This window comes from Nocardioides sp. NPDC006303 (genome assembly GCF_040613175.1).
GTDB lineage: Bacteria > Actinomycetota > Actinomycetes > Propionibacteriales > Nocardioidaceae > Nocardioides.
This window is the reverse complement of sequence record NZ_JBEXRR010000005.1, coordinates 136,220-156,871: the sequence shown is the minus strand read 5'-3', so window position 1 is coordinate 156,871 and position 20,652 is coordinate 136,220. Positions and strand designations below refer to the sequence as shown.

Below are 20,652 nucleotides of genomic sequence, written 5' to 3'. Positions count from 1 at the left end.
GTCAGCCGCCAAAGTTGGCAGCAGTTCACCCACGAGCGCTCCCAGCGGTCAACGATTCATGCTCTGCCACGTCCTTAACGTTAGTCCTAGTCAGCGTTTTGCTCCGCAGATCGGCCAACTTCGATGTCTCGAGGATCACCCGCCGCAGCGCTCTACCAGGACAGTTGGGGGGAGGTCCCTTCCGCAGCTCCGAGCTTCTTCAAGTCGTCGAAGATCCACTTCGCAGCCCTCTGACTCGCTGGCCGTTCATGGTTCGTTTCGATAACGCTGCTCGCCGACGACATCCTCCAGAATGGGCCGCACTCAGACCGAAGCCGGAACTCTCCGCGTATGCGTTCTTCCGCCTTCTCACGAGTGTCTTCCCACCAGACCGAAGCGTCGTCGTCACTCAACGCCGGGAGAAACGCCGCCCGACCGTTGGCACTCCGAATCAGGGCACGGTGGTCAGCAAGTTCCTCAAACATGGCAACGGGAACTTGCACATACTCCATCACCGGCCGGTCCTCCCACCGCAACCCCGTTCCACGGAACCTCGTAATCCCTAGGATCCCGAATGGACCACCGGCTCCACGGCCAAGGCTCCATCCGAAGCGGCGCAGCGGCCCCTCTAGAGCCTCGTCGTAAGCCTGGCATGCAAGACCCATCATCTCGGCGCAGAAGGCGACGGTGGTCGGCCGGGAATAGAGATTCCAGGCCCACGCGCCGCCATCGGTTGGGCGCACATCTGGTGCAGGCACAGGCCGCGCAAGCAGCGGCGGCCCACTTGCAGTTGCGACCTGCCCCAACCTGACCAGATCAAAGCCCGTGATCACCTTCCCCTCGATTGTGATCTGGACCGGATCCGTCTCGATGTTCACGCCGGCGCCGCGTAACGGATCGATGTGGTCGGCGACCCGCTCCCGGACTTCGTCCATTGGAATCGGGTCGTGAAGCATTCCCCGGCGCCCGGTGAGGATGCGTGCGGCCCGCCAAGAACGCTCGCAAGCCCATACCCCGTCATCCGGACCGAGGACGTCGTGCCCTTCAAGCATCGGTATCACTGCGCGAGCCACCCAGTGTTGCACCGCCGACCATGGCCAAAGCGCGCCACTGTCGACGACCCCGGTCTGTATCGGCCACCACCCAGCAGGAATCTGGTCAATCGGGACTAACGGGTGGACATCGTTCGGAAGCACGGTGCAAGCGTCTTCAGCAAACGACCCAACACGTCGTCCGATCGCAAGGAATCTCCCTGGCCCGGACCGAACGCCCAGTTGGACGCCGCCTCCGTCCGCGGCAACCGGCAGTAACTGACCTGAGGCGGGCCCCAAACCGTCAGCCCAAGTACGTACCGCTGCAAGGAGGCGGCGCTCGGCCTCTGCCTGCGGGATTGTTGACGCTGACGGCTCGCGCCATCCGCGGTGTTTACTCACCTCCTGAACGATCCACGACGCGGCGCCCACGTTTCGGTCGAATCCGACCGCAAGAATCGCATCGATCTGGCGAGCCTGGGCACTTAGGATGGCGATGGCGATGGCCCAGCGCCACCGGGAGAAGCTGGATGGGCCGGCGAACCTCGCGGCCACTTCAACGCCTGGCTCCAAGAGGCTCTGGGCCGCGAACCACTGCTCGAAGATCGGTAGCGGGAACCTGACTTGACCGCCATCGATAGTGACTAGGCGTGTCGCACGTAAGCGCTGCCGCTCAAGAAAGTTCAAACCATCGTCTTGGCCGGCGTTGTCAGTTAGCGAGGCGGCGGCATGCACCAAAAGTGAGAAGAGCCCTCCCTCGCTTGTGGCCGACTGCCCACTCGCTCTGCTGAGCGCTTCCTCCACAAGCCCTCGGATGAGGTCCGCCTCACCACGGCCGACGTCGCCGGAACCCAACCGTCGGGCAGCGGCCAAGGCAAAGAACGGCGAGCGTACCGAGTCGAGCAACTCACGCGGCCAGGAGTACGTCCAATGTCGCCGATCGCTAAGTCGCTCGATCAGCTCGCGTGCCTCGTCCTCGGTGAGTAGACCAGCATCCACACCATCAAGCCCAGGGTCGAGTACATTCGGACGAGTCGTCACCATGGCTGCCGAATTTCCGTCGGCAACACACAGACGTACGTCCCGGAGAAGGCGCTCAGCCTCACTGCCATCTACTTCGTCGAGACCGTCAACGACGAGCAGAACCGCATCGTCTCTGTCGTGGCCCTCCGCAACGAACGGATTGTCCAACTGACGAGCAGCGGTTACCGCATCCACCCACAGTGGGATGCGGTTCTCGCGACCCTCGCCGTACGCAGTCACCGCCTGTCGATGCCACTCCTCAGCAGTCTCACTCTTGCCGGAACCAAACCGCCCGACAAGCACACGTACTTCCCCGGGCGCCACATTGGGTAGCCGGCCGCGCAGCGCTGCGAACTCAGGCTCGAGCGCTGCAGGCTCGATCTGGAACGGAGCGAGTCGGTCACGTCGGCGGGCGTCGGATGCCCTTAGTAAGCGATCGGCACATTCCCGGCGGTTCGGCTCGCGCTCAGGACCGCTCCCTCGGGTTGGGTCTGACGAGGCGGATTTAGCGTGGATGCTGCGCCGTCCGAGCGCATTCCAGAGTTCCCGCGCCACTCGCCACGAACGGTCCACGGCGGCGCGCTGCGCCTCTGCGATGAGTACATCCCAGGCCGCGGAGGCACTGCTCGGATCATTAAGCACAGCCCCGATCGCGGTGAGGGCACCTTCGTGCTCGCTACCGCCCGGCTCAAGATCCATGACAAGAACGCGCACGCAACGGAGGAGCCTTCGAAGGTCCTCGTCCCCTGGGATCGCCATGGCTGACCAGGATCGACGGACGTGCCCCAGGAAGGTATCCAGGGCCTTGGCCTCGCGGCGGCTGAGATTCTGGGTGAGCGGAGTGCCAGCAGGCTCACTGCCAACCCTGATAACAGCGTCCCTCAGATCTTTCGAAATCGTGCGGGGCGCCTGAGCGTCCGTGCAGAGCACGATGATGTCTCGTTCTGAATCGAACGGCCTCATCGCTGTATTTCCATCGGCGAGTTCGCCTCGCACGAACTGGGCGACTGCCTGGGCCGCAGCCTTCGCCAGTGGACTCCCAGTTCCCGCTTCGCAGCGGAGGTTCACCTTTGCCTGAAACAGTGCGAACCCCGCCACGTCGTTCAGGACTGCCACATCGTCCACGTCGAAACCAGTCTGGGCGCCAACTCTGGCAACGCCTCCGTCAAGGATCCCTGCGCGAAGTAGGTGACGGCCAGCGACTACTGCGACAGCACACCACGCAAAAACCTGGTTCTCGAACCTCGAGCCGCTTGCCCCCGCTGCGCCTCCCGTAGACGCTTGAGCACCTTGTGTTCCTCCGTCGGTCACTGTCCTACAAGCACCTGCTCGAAATGGGTGTAGGCGAGGCGCATGTCGGCTTCGCGGTCTCGGGGGAGGTAGGGGAGCTCATAGGTGTAGGGAATGTGCGACCCGGGGTGCACGCGAGTGCGGGACTCGTCTGGGAGGCCGACCGCTACCTGGTCCTCGGGAGTGAGCCTGTGGAGGCCGGCCTTGCGCCAGGTTTGGAGGACGGGGGTGGGGACCTCGCGGCCGTTGGCGTCGTAGATGTATTTGGTGCGGTCGTAGCCGTATAGCACAGCGAACTGGGTGCGGTAGATCGTGCACAGCTCGTCCGCGGTCACACCCAGCATCAGTGCCACCAGCGCATCGATCTCCACCAGCGCCTGACGGCGGTCGCTCGCTCGGCGCAGCGGAGAGGCCGAGTTCCGCTCCTCCGTCACATCCCCCAGCGCCGGACGGCCCGGGTAGTCGGGGCCGCCCGTCCACACATCCTCCGTCGCCGCCTTCATCTGCCCGTCGGCCATCACCTCGGACCACAGGTCCGCGTACGCGTCGGTGAGGCAGTTGAGGCGGAGGGTGCGCAGGAGCAGATGAGAGGTCAGGGGGTGCTCGAACGACGCCACGGCTAGCCGATTGAACACTCCCTGATAGATACCGCTCTTCGGAACGGCTCGAACCGCGAAGTCGTTCAACAGGCTCGACGCGAACGCTGCTACGCCGACCAGATCCCTGGGGCGCTTTTGACAGAAGCCGACAGAGAAAACACCATTCGGGTGCGCCGCACCGGGTGGAATGATCGCCGGGATCAACGTCCGCTCGCCGGTGTTCGCGGCCATCGCCCGCCACGCGACTCGATAGTGATCGCGGGCTGGAATCGAGCGGTCCTTGCCCCAGTGCGTGTAGTCGCGGTCGTACTTCGCGCGGTCGCCGCGGCGCTTGTAGGACGTCACCGGCAGGGCGTCGGACGGAAGGGACTCCAGGTCAACCGCCGACCAGTCAAGGTTATTGGCCATCGACTCGTTTGGCTGCTTGTAGAACGGAACGCCGACGTGGAAGTGCGGGCCCTGAAGGATGGCATCGCGCCACGAATCAGCAGCACCCCACTTCTTTCCGAAATAGCCCTTCTTAAAGTCGGTGGTCTCGTTCCACCCTTGTGAGAACTCAAGTCCGAGCTCCCCCACCCGTTCGGCGTGAGCCAGGCGTCGAAGCGCGTCCGCGGACGATCGGTTAACCGTGTACACCATTCGGGTGTGCGAGACAGGGATCTCGCTCGACTCGAGTAGCGAATGCCATGTCCTCAAGGTGTCGATGTCAACGGTCAGAATCCGGCTCCGGTGAGGGCGCTGGTCCCAGTTGCCGTCAGCGTCCTTAAGGCCAGGCTCTGGGCCATTGCCCTGGTGAGCGACCGAGCGCTCGACCGTCTCGGGATGGTAAAGCGATACCGCATGACGAAACGATGGCTCCTCGCGGGCAGCGCCGTAGATGTGGACGCCGTACGAAACATGGTGGTCGATCTCGAAGAGGCTGAGCTCGTTGATGAACTGCCAGTGGCGCCGCAGACGCCGATAGGTGCCGGCCCGCAGAGTCGCCGCCCTCTCATCTGTGAAGTGGGTTTCCGGGTGGATGACGGAGACTACGCCCGAGCTGTTCTGTCGTGTCCACGTGCTCTCCATGAAGCAGCGGTAGAGGTCGGGCCTCAGACCGTCGAGGTGAGGATAGAGAACCGGCGTGGACACCGACTCGCGGATTGCCACCTGGTCGCCAGCCAAAACGACGAAAAAGCCACGCGATCCAGCGTCAGTCAACGCGTCGTCTGCCAGCATCTCCCGGCGATCGTTTGGCATCTTGCCCTCGAGCGCGAACCGTACATCAAGCTCCGCGAGAGCTGCCGCTTCATCCCAGTCTGGCCTGACCCATGGCGGGTTCCCGACCTGGAGGTCAAACCCTCCACGGTCAGCGAATACGGTGGCAAAGTCGAGCTGCCAATGAAAGAAGCCCTGCTGCGCTGCAACATCGTCGCAGACCTTGAGCCATGGGTGAGCTTCGAGGATGCGGGCCATACGGCCAGACCGGGAGTAGACGCGGTCGTCATGCTCTGCATTCTCCAGCTCGTCCCACGTGTCGAGGGAGTCGAGGGTGTCGTCGCCGGTAGCGGCGTGCTTCTTCGACATGGTCTGGGTGGTGCCGAGGATCTGGGTGAGGGCGTCATACCACTCATCCAGGGTCGGGGGATTGACATCGGTCTCGGTGAGGGGCCAGAACCAAAGGGCGCACCACGCGTCCATGACCCGCCGGAGGCGACGGTAGGCACCGTCTTCGTCGGAGAGGGATGCCTCGATCATCTCTCTCGTCACGACTGTGTTGGTCTCGACACCGCTCGCTGCGCTCGCGGGCTCGACCGACGGCTGGGTCCCCCATAGGAGGATGTCGCGGCGTACTTGCTCTTCGGCGATCTCCAGGCGGCGGGTGGCGAGGTGCCAGAGGCGCTCTACGCGGACCGAGAGGTCGGCGAGGCGGTCGATCTGCTTTTTTGTCGGCTTCGCCTTGGTTCCTCGGCGCCAGTCCTTGAGGTCTTTGACTTCGTCGGGGACGAGGTTGCGGATGTCCTTGCCGACCTCGGCCGCGCTCCCCCAGCCTTCGGCGGGGAGGAGGAAGTGGTGGATAAAGCCGGGGCGCTCGTTGATCGGGTCGGGAGCGGCCTTGAGCCACTCCTTCTCCTTCGACTCCACCTTGAATCGCGGGTAGCCGGAACGGCGGGCGCCGATGAGGGAGTTGCCGCGGCGGAGGTGGAGGCCGAACCAGGGGGCGGTGAGGCCGTCGACCATGGTGTCTAGCCAGAGGGAGATCTCGGCGAGCTCGACTGCCGTCGCGTTGAGGTCTACTCCATAGACCTGGTGAAGGGCGAGGTAGGCCTTGACCTTCTGGAGCTCACGGGGGTACGCATCGGGGTCGATGGTCTCGCCGAGCTCGACCTGGCGGCGCTTGAGATACTCGTCGGCGAGCTGGCGTACGGCCTCGATGGCGAAGGCGCCGGAGCCGAGGGCGGGCTCGCAGATCGTCAGGGAGAGGATCTCCTCGGCGGTGGTCGTCTTGCCGTCCTGGTCGAGCAGCTCTTCGAGAGCCTGGCCGACGGTGAAGCGGGTGAGGACCTCGGGGGTGTAGTAGCTCGCCGACTGCTGACGCTCGCGGCCGGCGAGGCGGAAGACGAAGTTGCCTTGCGGGTGGAGCACTGGCTCCATCTCCCCCGTAGTCGGGTTCTCGCGCTTGACGAAGTCTTTCGCGCCGATCGTGTCAGCACGGTCGGCGGGAAGGAGCCAGGAGCCCTTTTCGGCGTTGCCGTCCTTGGCGACCTCGTACAGATCGGTCTCGGCGAAGCGGCCGGTGTAGGACATCAGGCCCTCGTAGACCGCGCCGAGCTGGTTGATGCCGAGCTCGGAGTAAGAGATGAAGCCACGGTCGCGGGCTTTCTTGCCCTTCTCAGCCTTGCTCAGGAGCAGGTGCTGGAGGACCTGCTGGAGGGCGGCGTTGCCGAGACGTACTTCGTTGATGTGGACGGTGGCCTGAGGACTGAAGAGATCGGCGCGCAGGGAGCGGAAGTTCAGTCCCGGCTGGACTCCGTCCTTTCCGGCAGCGTCATGACCCTGGTCGATGAGGCGGAAGAGAACGGCGAGGGAGTCGTACAGGTGGGTGCCGTGCTGGGACCTGGGGGTCTCCAGGTTGACGAGGGTAAGCTCGCGGAGGCGATCGATGGAGTATCCGGCGTCGTACTCGCTGGCTCCGGTTGGGAGTACACCCAGCTCGGGGCTTGCCTCGGCGTAGAGCAGGAACAGGATCCGGTAGAGGAAACGCAGCGCTTGCTTGGCCAGCGGCTGGGCCTCCTCTGGTGGGAGTGGGTCGAGGCCCTGGGCCTTGCGGCGAAGCACGACTTCGTTGGCGACGATCTCGATGGAGAGGCGTACGCCGTCTCGCAGGTCCTTGCTGACGCCGACGGTGTGCTGGACCGACTTGTCCAGGGTGGTCGTCCACCAGGTGTTGCCGTCGGCATCGGGGGCCAGGGAGTCGGCGCTCAAGCAGGTCAGCGCGCGGTCGATCTCGCCACCGACCTTGGCGTCGTTGCGTTCGGCGACGAGCTGGAGATCGATGGCCAGATAGCGGCCCTCGGGCCAGCGCTCGCGCTCGGCGACGAGGCAGTGGGGGCCGGCGAGGAGGAGAACGAAGCCGGGCTTGTGATCCTCGTCGAGGAACAGCCACGAGATCAGCCTGGCGGCGTTGGTGAGCTCGGTCTTGTCGTCGACGGCGAACGAAGCGACCAGGTTGTCGGTGCTCTTGGCCAACAGATCCTCGGGGCTCTCGGCTGGCTTGGCCTGGACGATCGCCAGACCCGCCCGGTCGATGCCGGAGGCGTGGACCATCGTCACCGGACCGTCCTGCTTCTGGATCAGGCCGGCGCGGCCGAAGCCGAGGATCGTCTCGATCCGTTCGTGGAGCTGGGTCAGCTCCTCCGTGTCGGACGGATCCAGGGTCGCGAAGGCGTCGAGGAGGCTTGTGCGCGCGCTGGTGAACCGGGTGCGTGGAGTCTCCTCATCGTCCTCCTTGGCCGCGGCATCCCACGTCTTGCGGCGGTCTCGGACCAGCGCGTTGAACGACTCCGACTTCGCGTCGGTGGTGAAGTAGTGCTCGCTGATCCAGGCTTCGCCGACGACGATCGCATCGGAGGTCTGGGTGATGAGCTCAGCCATTCGTCACACCGCCTGCCGGGACGACGAGGAGCAGGGGGCGTACGGCGGATCGGTCGGGCTGCATCGACTCAGCGACGGCGATCTCGTCCTCGACGCGCATGCGGCGCTCCTTGAGTGTCTGGATCTGCTGTTGGCCGGTCGACTCCTCGACCCAGTTGGTCACCCGGTCATTCCAGGCGTCAATGCGCTTCGTGACGTCCTCGGCAGCCGACTGGTGCAGGGTCTCGGCGATCACCTTGGCCGCTTGGACTGCCGGGGCGACGTACGCGCTCAGGTTCTCGGTGTCCAACAGGTTCCCGGTATTGACCAGATCGCCGGCGACCCCGAGGGCCTTCATCGCCTCACGCAGGGACCCGAAGGGCTGTGGCACAGGGGTGGTGGGCGCGCCGTCGAGGAAGTGGACGACGACGTAGGTCGCAGCGATCATCTGGCCACGAGCGTTGGTCATCGTGCCCTGCAGGATCAGACCGAGATCGTCTCCGGCGATCGCGAAGATCTCGTTGCGGTCCAGGGTCTTCTCCAGCACCCGGTCGGCGGCCCATTCCAGGGCCGGGTGCAGTGGGCTCAGGTAGTGGGACTTGGGCCAGTTCGAGCCGCTGGTGTCCTCCAGGCTGCGGGCGTCGGCGAGCGACTTGGTCCCGGCCGGCTTCGTCGTGGCCAGCTGCATGTGCTCGGTGACCTTGCGCTCGCGCAGGTAGGACTGCGGGAGCACCTCCAGGCGCTGGCGGAGATCGGCGGGCGCGGTGAGCTCGACCAAGCCGTAGGAGGAGTGCTCGGTCCATTCCACTCCCCCGCGACTCTCCGGCAGGGCCGGGGTCTCGAAGGCGACCTGGAGGGCGTCGCGGAGGAAGTCCAGGTCGAAGTCGTAGACACCGTCGGTCGTGGCGGCGTACGTCTCCTTCGGCTTCTCGGGCTGCTGGGGCTGCGTCAGCAACATCTGGAGGAAATCGGGCAGCGCGTTGCCATCGGTCGCCTCTTGGACGGTGGGCACGGTCTCCTCGAAGGTCTGCTCGCCGGCCAGGACCTTGCGGATCGCCTCGGACTCGGCCTCGACGTCGTACTTGCCCATCAGGCTGGCACTGTCGCCGAGCGCCTTGTGGGCCTCGTGCTCGCGCTCGACGAGTCGCTGGAGGATGTGGAGGTCCCCGGAGAACCTGGTGCTCCCGGGATCGAGGAGGAGCGTGGTGATGCGGGGACGGTGCTTCTGGCCGTAGCGGTCGATGCGGCCGTTGCGCTGCTCTATGCGGATCAGACTCCACGGGATGTCGTAGTGGACCAGCTCGTGGCACTGCAGGTGCAGGTTGACGCCCTCGGAGGCGACATCACCGGTCACCAGCACGCGGATCGGGCTGGAGGCGAGCTTGAACGACTCCACGATCTCCTGCTGCTCGATGTCGCTGATACCTCCGTGGAGGACTCTGACCTGCTCATCGTCCAGTCCGAAGTCGCGCTTGATCCTGGCCCGGAGCCAGTGGAGCGTGTCGACGCGCTCAGCGAAGATGACCACCCGCTCGGGGCTTCTCTTGCTGATGCCGACTTCGTTGAGGTGCTTGACGAGTGCGTCGTACTTCGCACTGCCCTCGTCGCTGTTGCGCGCGGTGAGCTCAGCGAGGCGCTCGAGCGCCTGCTTCTCCGTGGTGTCGGCGTCAGTGAGCTTGCGAAGACGCTCCTTGACCGAGGCACCCAGTGCGGCCGGACTGGAGAGGTACGCCTTGGCCAGCGTCCACGGGAACAGGCGGCTCTTCGATGGCGGCCTGCCGGAGGTCGGGTGGAGCCACACAGACTCGAGTTCCTCGGCGATCTCCTGCTCGATCGCGTTCGCGGGGACCAGGATGTTGTGCGGGTCCTGGCGCTCGGCCCAACTGGCGCCCACGATACTGGCGACGTCGGGACTGTGCCGGTGGCGACGGATCACCAAGCGGCGTACCTCATCTTCGATCAGGTCGCCGTTGGGCCGCACCGCACTGGGATCGAGCATCCGGATCAGCTCAGCGAACGACTCTCGCTTGCCGTTGTGCGGGGTGGCGCTGGCGAGGATGAGAGCGTCGGTCTTGCGGGCGAGCAGGCGGGCGAGACGGTTGTTCTGCGTGGAGTCGTTGGTGACGTTGTGCGACTCGTCGATCACGACGGCGTCCCATTGCTGCTTCTCCAGATACGCGAGGTAGCGGTCGGACTTGAGCGTGTCGATCGAGACGATCACCCGCCTGAAGTGCGCGAACGGGTTGCGCGTGGCCGGGATGAGCTGACGGATCCGCTGAATGCCGAGTGAGTCGAGGCGTACGAACGGGAGCGCGAACCGCGTCCACAGCTCGAACTGGGCCTGTTCCAGGACATGCCTTGGGGTGACGACCAGGATGCGTTCACCCCTGCCCCGCCTGACGAGCTCGGAGAGGATCATCCCGATCTCCAGCGTCTTACCCAGTCCGACCGCGTCGGCGAGGAGGATCCGCGGCCTGAGGTTTTCGGTGCTGAGTGCCTGCTCTACCGCCTTCATCTGGTACGGCAGGGAGTCGGCCAGCCCCCGGTCCGCGACGGTCAGACGTGGATCGGTCAAAGGCACTGCGCTTTTGCGCAGCGTGGCCTCGAGCCAGACCTTGGCCTCTAGAAATCCGGCGCTGGTGTCGGCGCGTACTGTCGCCTGCTCGGGGTCGAGCTGCCGGATGCTGCCCTCGTCTTCTAGTGCTGTCGAGAAGATCGCATGTGTGCCTCTTACCAGTGGGCTAAGCCCGGTCACCTCGACGAACCAGCCGTCGGAAGCCCGCTCGACCCTCGTCACAAGCCAGGTTTCGTCACGGACTTCCAGGACTGAACCTGGCGCTGCGGTGAAGTCCTCGAGAATCATCGACACCCTCCCGAGGTTAGTGCAGACCAGATACCTGCCGTGGCGCCATGGACTGCGCTAGCCGGCACGGCTCACCCGCTTGATCAGGTTGGGGCCGACCGGAAGCACGGTCCATCCTTCCGCTGCCAGGTCTCGACGGTCGTCATCAGTGAGATCGAGATCTAGCGCAATCGGACCTTCTGCGGTATCTGGCCAGGAGATCGGGACGGGAACACCGCCCGCACTCTCAGCACCCACCTCGGGGCGTGCAGTGTGGGCGGCTGCGAGGTCAACAAGCATCTCTCGCTCCGTGGTCGAGGCGATCCGATAGAGCGACTCCCATGCCTTGGGTACAGCGACAACGGTCCCAGCATCTTGGTCGAGGGCAAATTGCGGATCGATCTCACCCTGGTCGTCGAGCAGCCGTCGGAGGATCTGCTCGGCAGCACCGCGGGATAGATCGTCGTGCTCCCGCTGGTTCTGATAGCTGCGTAGGCACCCATAACAGGATGTTTCGGGACCGCACTCGCAGGAGCTGACGCGCTTGAGGGCAGCCTTGAGGACCTTCTCCAAGTTGGCTTCGACCTGTAGCACGTGGCCTGCGCCGCCGGACACGCGATCGAAGAGGACGATCTGCCACATGGTTGCTGATACGGGGGCGAGCGACCCACCGATGTCATCCCGGGCGATCTCCAGCACCTCGCACGCGGCTTCGACGACTGCGTAGAGCACAGAGGTCCACGCCGCGCGATTCCCGTGGAAGCCGGGCACGTCGAAGTCCATGGTGAGCAGGTCGGTCTCATAGACGTAGCCGAGGTCCAGCGAACGGCTGTGTCCCTTGCACGGCAGGTTGCGGAGCAGATGGTTGTGAGCAGGAGGCTTCTTGGGATGAAGTGTTCGCGCCGCGCCGTGGCCGCACCACTCGCAAACCCAGAACCCACGCCCACTAGGGCCGTCTGCGACTGCGATCATGCGACCACGGGGACCAACCACAGACTCGATGTTGCCGCCGGCGAGACGTACCGTCCGCGAGCTCGTCTCGGTCGGTTGCTCAAGGACGTGCACAGCGCCGCTCCAGGAGCGTTTGGGCGGCCGAGGCCCCGGCTTCTTGGGCTCTCGGTCAGCGACGAACCCAAACTCGGGGATCGTGAGGGTGCGGGCCACGCTCTCCGAGACCTCACCGCAAAATGGGCAGGCCCCGTCGGGTTGATCCAGGCTGTAGCGGAAGCCGCCACAGGACTTGCAGACGAAGTACTTGTACTCCACCAGGTCGCGTCCGGCCATGCGATAAAGACCCCGAGATGCCCAGAGCAGACCGCCTGCGACGATTGTTGCGTCAGGGGCATACTCGTAGATCGCTTGCGCAAGGTCACGGGTGAGATCCAGGTTGGCACCAGCGCCCTTGCCGTATCCGAACTCGGTGCGCAGTTCGACCGTGTCAACCGGGAAGCCATACTTCGGCAACACGTTGCGATTGGCCAGGAAGCCGAGAAGCGGCCGCTTGCGAAGCGTGTTGGCTACCCGCTGATAACGATCAGCTAGGGGGTACTTGCGCTCCTCGGCTGCCTTGGCCCGCAGCTCGTCGAGCGCCTCCACATCGGCCTCGAGCTCCTGCCTGACCTTCTCGAGGAGATCGAGAAGGTCGCGGGCCCAGCCACCGCCCTCGGCGTCGATTCGCTCGGCGACTTCGGCCGGGAGGATCCGCCGAAGCGAGTCGGTGATCTGCGCGGGCACCGGAGTCAGGAAGCCCTCGACAAGAGCCACCGAGGGCTGGTTGTCGTCGCTAGGAAGGAAGAAAGCCCCGGCGTTCGCATCGATCCGCCCCGTCGTCTCGAAGAGCCACCGGAAGAACGCCGACATGGCAACCGACTGAGCGTGACGGCGGTCGATGCGCTCGTTGGTCAGCGGCACGAACGGCGCGCGAACCGATCCGGTGATCATGACCTCCGGCTCAGCGAACCGCGTCAGGTCGTGGGAGCGGCGCTGCGCATAGGTCACAACGAGCGCGGCCGCACCTGCACGTCGGCCGGCTCGTCCAGCTCGCTGAAGATAGTTGGCGGTGCTGGGCGGCATGTTGCGCAACATCACCGCCTGCAGCTCTCCGACATCGACGCCGAGCTCGAACGTCGTCGAGCACGACAGCGTATTGACTTCTCCTCGAATGAATTGCTGCTGGATCGCTGCCGCCTCGGTGTTGGACCACTGCGCTGTGTGCTCCATGGCCTTCAGCGGAACGGCGTGCATCGATCGGTAGACCGTACGGTAGTGGTCACGGTCCGCCCCGACGGCCGGTGGCGTGAATGGTTCGAGCCTTCCTCCGCACGCGATCGCCGGGCAAACGCCGCGAACGGACACCGGGGCAACCCGGCGACAGGTCGAGCAGGCATATGCCGCGACTCCATCGCCGACCCACTCGATCCTGAGGCGTTCGTGGTCGACCTGATGGACGACCCCCAAGTGTCTGTCGCTCGTAGCGGTCAGCCAGTTGACCTGCGACGCGGGTGCGCTCAGGAGCTTCCAAATGCCCTCGAGGAGCTGCCTGGGATCCGCGGTGGAGCCGAGCTCTGCGAGGACCCGCTGGACGTAGTCGAGGCGCTTGTTCATCCCACGAGTGGGGAGCCACGAGAGGACCTTCATCTTCGGCTCGGATCCCGTTAGCCGTGCCCAGATCGGACCAAGGCGAGGCAAGAAGATGTCGTCGTTCGCGGGCACCTCCTCGGGCATTGTCACGGCACCCTGGAGCCGAAGCGACCGGACCAACTCCTGGAGAAGGTCCCAGGCTTCGGTTTCGCTCAGACCGAGCGCAGTCAGGGGTGCCGGGGTGCGCCAAGATGGGTCGCGATCCAGAGTAAGGCGCACGAGCCCGAGCCCTTCCAGGGACTGGCGGTCGTCGGTGGCGACAACTTCGGCCATGACCCACGGCGCGACCTGTCGAGCCTGCTGACCGGAGGTCTGTCCGGCCGCGAACGTCTTCAGTTTCGCCGCCACCGATCTCGCCTTGAAGACGACATCATCGATCCCAACCGGTTCTTTGTCAGCATGTGCTGCGAGCAGCCCTTCGGCGATGAGTCGACGACGTTGGAGCCTGCCGTAGGAGTCCTCGAGGTATGGCGCAAAGTACGCCGCCGCTTGTCGACTGTCGCTGAACGCGAGGAGCTTTCGACCCTCGCCAGGACGGGTTCCGTCCTGAGGATCCGAGCTGGGCGGCAGGTTCTGATAGAGCGAGGTCGCAATCACCGCCCCGGAAGCGTCAGGTCCAGTCTCGAAGACGCGCACGGTGCCGGAGCCACGGGCCCCGCAGACCAGACATCCAGCAATCTCGTCTCCGCGCTCCTTCAAACGACGGACGGCGCGAAGCCTTGTCGAACTGCACCTGGCGCAGGCGTGTGCATCCGGCTTGAGAAGGATTCCGCACTCGGTGCAGATCTTGGCGTCGTCTGCGGTCAGCTCGACACCGTCGGTGGCAACTGCTTCCTCGTCCTCGTCGGTGTGCTCTGCCTCGTCGCTGAGGACCAACCATGTTCCCCGAGTGCCCGCCTTGCGCGGCTTGACGACGAGATGACCGCCCTCGTGGACCGGCTGGCCGACGACGTGTACGGCGCCGCAGCGCTTGCACGAGCCGATCTCGAACACCGGTGCTGTACACGTGGGGCACGTCTCATGGCGGGCGAGTTGGACATGCGGTCCTGATGTGGACAGACAGGTGAACGCACCTTCGGTGGCCCGAAGGAACAGGTGATAACGGGCCGATAGTGGAGTCGTGCCGTCGGGAAAGCGAGCGGCGCTAGCCATGGCCACCATGGCGGCAAGTCCAGTTCGGGCGCTGGGATCGTCGCCAAAGACCGTTCGGGCCACCTCGTCGAAAGGCTTCGGTCCGGCGGCCAAGGTCGTGCGCAGCGTCGCAAGTCCCTGCTCTGTCGCGAGCTGCTTGGGGTCGGGCGCCTCGCCGGAGGTGAACCGATCGACGTACTGCTCCGCTGTCAGAGGTCCCCAGAAAGGACCCATCGGCGTGGGGACTCGTTTGGCGGTGATCAGGTCCTGGCGTTGCCCGTCACCGTCGATCCATTCGAATTGTTCGCCGAAGAGGCTCGACGCGAACCGCGTCACTGCAGTTGCGTCTGAACCGACCGTGGCGGAGGTGGCGATGCACTGGATCGGTCGAGTTGGAGCGACTCGGTCCTTGACGCGCCGCAGAAGCATCGCGATCTCGGCGCCTTGGCTGCCGTCATAGACGTGTGCCTCGTCGACGACGAGGAAGCGCCAGGTGGAGTCATCGCCGGTGGAGAACAGATCCAGGTCGAGGGGCCGGAGCAGCAGGTACTCCAGCATCGCGAAGTTGGTGAGGAGCAGGTGGGGCGGCGTCTTCCGCATCTCCTCGCGGCTCAACAGCTCGTTGGGAAGCGTCGGTTCGCCGATGTTGAGCTGGCCGAACATCTCGCGGGCTTTTCGTGGGTCAGTCTCGGTGTCGCCCGTATAGCGCCCGAAGGTGATGCCCGGGTAGTTCGCGAGAAGCTGGCGCATGCGCTTCATCTGGTCGTTGGCCAACGCATTCATCGGGTAGAGCAGGAGCGCTCGTACGCCAGGGCCGAGCGTGCCCTGCTCCTGCTCGCGCACGAGGCTGTCGAGGATCGGCAGCAGGAACGACTCCGTCTTTCCCGAGCCCGTGCCGGTTGCCACCACCACGTTGCGGCCGGCAGCGACCTTCCGGATCGACTGTTCCTGGTGGACGTAGAGAGGTCGGTCCAGCGGAAGTGCTTCGCTGTGGAGATCGGCGAATCTCTTGCTCAGGATGCCGCTTTTGATCAGATCGCGCGCACTCGCGCCAGGAGCGTACGGAGGTGTCGCCTCAAGGAATGGGCCCTTGTCGAGCATTGGCGTCTCGTCGATCGTCTTGCGGAGCGCCGCGTCGATCTCTGGGTCGCGCACGGCTAGCAGTGACTGGAGATAGCGGCGGTAGGTGCTCGTGATCTCGGCCGAGGTCGAGACCGCGTCGATGTTGGAGCTCATGCGTTGTTCTCCTTCATCTGGGCGGCACCTGAGACAAGGAGCTCTGCCAGGATCAGATCTGAGGTGACAAGGTCGGGGGCGATCCGAGCGAGGTCCGACCACACCGGGCCTTGCTGGGCGAGCCAGTTTCGAGCGCGGACCTCGCCCCTAGCAGCATGCCGAGCGGCGAAGGCTAACCCCAGCGACAGGGTTGGCAGCACCTTCCAGCCACCAGTGGCTGTCGGATGGCGGCGCGCCGAAACTGCAGCGGTCACGACAGGGTCGTCAAGCATGACAAGCACGGCGTCGACATCCTTAAGCAGCTGCTTGGATTGGTGGAGGATCTTGTCCAGGCGTCTGTTGCGCCGCTCACGGACGAAGGCCATGGTCGCCATCGTTCTGGAGTCTCCGCTCAGGAGCCCTCTCGGAACCAGACCCATGAATCGCACCAAGGCCTCGCGCTCTTCCGCCTTCTGGTCAAAGATCTCGGCGCCCTTGTCGAGTCGCCCGCAGCTCGCAAACGGGTCTCGACCGTCGAGCAGATCGACCACGACATCGCCGATCACGCCGATTGCGGCGGCAACCTCATCCGCGGACCACTCGCCATCTGCTGCGGAGAGCAGGGTGCTCGGCAGCGCACCCCGGAGCGACCAGGGTGGCGAACTGTCCTCATGTGCCTCAGCTAGGTCCGCCCAGACGATTCCCGACCTAACCAGGAGGAATGGGATCATGTTCGCAGGCGTACGCGACTTGGGAAGGGCCAGTAACGCTTCCCGAGGGTTCTTCCCAAGGAGCCTTTCGAGCGCGGTGACGACCTCCACCAGTCGCTCCCCGAGACAGAGGCTTGCAGCGAGGGCCCGGGCGGTCCAGACCTTGCTCAGGTCGAAGACGTTGTCCGGCAGCTCTCGGACTCCGGCCAAGAACCCTGACAGCGCCTGGGACTCTTCATCGCCGTCGGTCACCCATCCGTCAGCCAGCACCAGCTTGACATCGCGCTCCGGCGCGATCTCGGGGATGGGCTCGGGCGCCCACGGATCCTCGATCCGAACGAGAACACTGAGCGGACCCGCATCAGTAAGCCATGTCGGGAGAAGTGCTCGGCCAGAGCTGATGGGAACGACTGCCGGTCCTCGCCATGGTGCCCGGGCCGCGTAAACGAGCGCGGTAAGTCCTTCGACGTCGATGCAGTCGCCGAATACGAGGGTTCCGCTCTCGTACCCAACCGATGAGAACAGCCGAGCGGGACGGATCGAAGCCACAGGCAGCTCACCGGTCTCGGCGAGGGCAAGCCGACCTTGTGGGTGAACGGTGAGTGTGTCCACGAGCTTTCCCAGGTCGAACCGGAAGACTCCCTTCCGCCCGTCCCCGTGAGGAAGTGTCTGAACCACCTCACGTCCGACCACGTAATGCAACGTCGGGTCCGCGTCATGCCCAAGGTCGAGGATCAGCGTGCCGGGCACGTCCGTCACGCTCTCCCTGCTCAGGTGGAGCGGCTGGATCGACGGTCGCAGGGTCGAGTTTCCGGACTGGTAGGCGATGGTCATGTGCGGAGGCGTGACAACGAGCGTTCGGGCTCGACCTTCGGCACTCGCTTTGACCCGGCAGTCTCGGCTTCGTGCACCCAGGTCAAGCAAGGTGCGACCGGGCTCGATCCCGGTAGCGGTCCTTATCGTTGCGGTGCAATCCTGAAGGCCGCGCTCGGTCAACCTTCGCCATTTCGGCTCGAACGTCGCCTCAAGGCCCTCAACGATCTCGAGCGTGCGGGAAGCTCCTCGGCCCCATGGGCCGCGCACCCTGACTGTGTAGGTCCCGACAACTGGTTTCGGGACGCGGCTCCAGACCGAGTCTGGGCCGGTGTCGGTCTGGTTGCTGGTCCATCGACCGATACCGTCGCCGTTGCCATCGAGAAGAGTCACTTCCCAACGCGCTTCGCCGAGCCCGGTAGGTAGCACGACCTGTGGCAGCGATGGCACCACCGGCAGTCCGGCCTGGGTGCGGACGCCATGCACTGGTTCGTCGACCAAGATGCGAGCGGCTGCGTGCTGCCGCACTGGGTGACTTCGGCCGATGGCGACACCGACCTCGGTTGCCTCAGCGAGGTCGAGCTGCAGAAGGCACCAGCCAGCCCATCCAGGAGGCACGGGACTCTCCGCAATCACCGGCGCGTTGCCCTTCAATCGCAGGTCGCCGGGTTCTCCCGGAAAGAGCAGCCAGGTCGGCCTGCCCGGCAGAGACAGACCCGCAGGCAGGCGCAGGCCGTCTTCGCCAAACGCAAGGAGCGGATCGTTCTCATCGACAACGTTCAACGACACTTGAAGGTCGGCGTGACCTTCAAGTGCTGCCGTCGCCATCCGCACCTGCGTCGTGATGGGCACGTCGGTCTGCGGTGCTGGTTCGTTCTGACCAGGGAACAATGCCGCGGTGGCCACTCGACGCACAGAGTCATCGAGCCCAACCACCCACGTAGCAGTGCCGTCGGGAGCGTCGCCGACCGATGGCAGACGCAGCAACAGTCCTTGCCCAAACGGGTCGATGACCAACTGTGGCTGCTGCGCTCGTTTGACGGAGTCGCGCCGACTGCGATTGCGAGCGGTGAGCGCGCCAGAGGCTTTGAACTTCTGAGCGGACTCTCGAAAGCGGTCAGGCAGTGGCACGTCGGACCCATCGCCTCCGGCTGCCACGACATCGAGTAGGTCGAAAACGCGGTCGCTTATATCGACGGCGAAATCCCCGCCATAGCGCATGAACCTTGCGACGGGCATGTCAACGTTGTAGAGCTGCCGCTGTGCAGCTCGGGCAGCTGCCCACGCGACGAACTCGGCCGGATCAAGACCAGCGATCTTCTTACGGCGCTCGACAATCACCCGGTAGTAGTCAGTAAGGCAATACGTGGGCATACCGGTGTGCATCAGGATCCGGCCGACGTACTTCGTCCCGACATCCGCAGCCCCGCTGTCGAACGTGGGCAGTTCGAGTGCGACCAGATTGTCGAGGAAGGCGTCGCCCCAGATTCCGTGAAAGGCGGGCTCGTCGGGAACGCCGAGGGCGTCGGTGAGCTTGGGCCAGAAGCCTCCGGGCCCCCACTTGTCCGTCGCCACGCCAGTAGTCGCGACGACCTGAGCGGCCGGCCACCGTCGCAGATTTCGTGCCCAGTTGTCGGGATTGCTGCTTCTACGGAGGACGAGGGCGAACGACTTGATCGCGTTCTCCCAGGCCCGCTGTTTCACTTCGAGCTCAGCCGCGAGCAGGGCAGCGTCAAACTTCTTGCGCCACTGCTTGTCGCAGAGGTCGAGGTACTCCTGCGCGGTCACCATTCGCGTCTGCTTTTCGTACGGCGACCAGGGTCACTGAAAATCAAGAACGGTCCGTTTCGAGACAGAGGTTGAAGTCACATCGGCAGCGGGCCCGCTCGTGGCCGGTGACAGCGACAAGGTTAAATCGCTAGCGCCTGTCGTCAGGTCGTTCTTTCATAGCTACCGAATTTGGGGGATCGCCGTCCATGGTCAAGCGGCCCGGGCGGATTCGCAGACCGAACTGCAGCAGGTCGACGTGGCTGGTTGTGGGGAACTCTGGCAGATCTGCAACGAGAGGACGACTCATGGCCCCGTGATCGCCGGGACGGCGCGCTCGGTCATTTCGGTTGCCGCCGTGACCGCGGCGTCTGCGGCTGCGCGCTTCGCCAGCATGGTGTTCCGAGCGTTCACCTCGACGGCACCGGCCGAGCGGGCCGGGCATAGCCACGGATTCCTCTCCGCGGAAGCGGCCGAGTTGGAGCGGTTGGAATGGGAGCAGCGACTCGAGGAGCCGATTTGCGACCACGAACCTGAGCCCAGTCTCGGCTTTACAGACAGAGCGGCGCGGCACTAAGCGCTTCCCAGGTAAGCAGGTGCCGCTCGTGAACGACAGCGCATACCGCGGCGCCGTCGCATCGCTCACCATGGATCCCCCTCTCGCCTCCAGCAAAGTTCTACTGCCTATCCCGTCGACGCCGCGCACCCGCATGTGATGGTGCTTCGGACCCCGGATTGCGCGGTCAGCCGAAGGAGACAAGTGCCTTACCGGTTGTGTCGTTAACGATCTGCCCACCTCCGCCAGGCGGGACGTTGAACGACCGGAGCCGTGCGAGCGCCAGCTTCGCGAGTGGAGTCTCACGTGCCGCACTTGCCGGGGCCTCGACTGTCGGCTCTGCGAGCCAAAGGACCGCGTCGTAGTCGAGGGTGAGGCCGGCGGCGATGTTGCCGTGGGCATCGGGGACCCGGAAGTACATGTCGTTGCTGGATCTCTTCGGGAGGAGTTCGTCGAGCGCTCGCGCGGTGGCTACGCGGAGTCTGCCGGTCTCTCGACAGGTCCCGACGTGGGCCTCGATCCCGCGCAGGGCGAGGCGGTTGATGAGCAGCTTCAGCTCAGGCGCCGCAGCGTCCGCCCATTTGGCTCGGTGCTCCTTAAGCTTTTCAACGAGGGCTTCGAGCCCTCCAGCGGTGCTCGGGAGGCCGTCGCACATGGTCGTGACCTCGAACATCACGGCTTGATGGGTCCTGTTCGTCCAGTCCCGCAGATCCTTGCCGAGGGCCTTCACGTCCTTCGGCTTGAGAATCACGGTGCCCGACTCCGTGGCACGCGAACTCACCAACTCATTTCCTTCCATGACTGCTCCGCTGGTTCTCGGCAACGCTACTTGAGACCACCGACAAGCGGTTGTCGAATGTGGATGTGCGCCTCACCCGACTCCAGTTCGTTTAGCCGGTCCTGCGCATCCCATAGCTCATCGGTCGCCCAGAGGGCCTCATCA

6 protein-coding genes are annotated in these 20,652 nt (G+C 64.7%); all 6 read right to left on the bottom strand.

Going from position 1 to position 20,652, the window contains the following annotated elements; all coding sequences use genetic code 11:
• Window positions 1-152: 152 nt before the first annotated feature.
• The 6 genes from ABZY89_RS06385 to ABZY89_RS06360 all read right to left on the bottom strand — a co-directional run bounded on the left by ABZY89_RS06385 (window position 153) and on the right by ABZY89_RS06360 (window position 20,490).
• Complete coding sequence (locus ABZY89_RS06385; protein WP_355225585.1) at window positions 153-3,158, bottom strand: hypothetical protein; 3,006 nt, start codon at window positions 3,156-3,158, stop codon at window positions 153-155.
• A gap of 182 nt (window positions 3,159-3,340) precedes the next feature.
• Window positions 3,341-8,056, bottom strand: coding sequence for a class I SAM-dependent DNA methyltransferase (locus tag ABZY89_RS06380; RefSeq protein ID WP_355225584.1), 4,716 nt, complete (start codon window positions 8,054-8,056; stop codon window positions 3,341-3,343).
• A complete protein-coding gene (locus ABZY89_RS06375) occupies window positions 8,049-10,898 on the bottom strand; it encodes a helicase-related protein (protein WP_355225654.1) in 2,850 nt (949 codons plus the stop codon). The genes ABZY89_RS06380 and ABZY89_RS06375 overlap by 8 nt, the downstream gene beginning before the upstream one ends.
• Window positions 10,899-10,955: 57 nt before the next feature.
• Window positions 10,956-15,884: a DEAD/DEAH box helicase gene (locus tag ABZY89_RS06370; RefSeq protein ID WP_355225582.1), complete on the bottom strand. Its 4,929-nt coding sequence runs from the start codon at window positions 15,882-15,884 to the stop codon at window positions 10,956-10,958.
• Complete coding sequence (locus ABZY89_RS06365) at window positions 15,881-19,177, bottom strand: hypothetical protein (protein ID WP_355225581.1); 3,297 nt, start codon at window positions 19,175-19,177, stop codon at window positions 15,881-15,883. The genes ABZY89_RS06370 and ABZY89_RS06365 overlap by 4 nt, the downstream gene beginning before the upstream one ends.
• A 719-nt stretch (window positions 19,178-19,896) precedes the next feature.
• Window positions 19,897-20,490, bottom strand: coding sequence for a hypothetical protein (locus tag ABZY89_RS06360; protein ID WP_355225580.1), 594 nt, complete (start codon window positions 20,488-20,490; stop codon window positions 19,897-19,899).
• Window positions 20,491-20,652 lie beyond the last annotated feature (162 nt).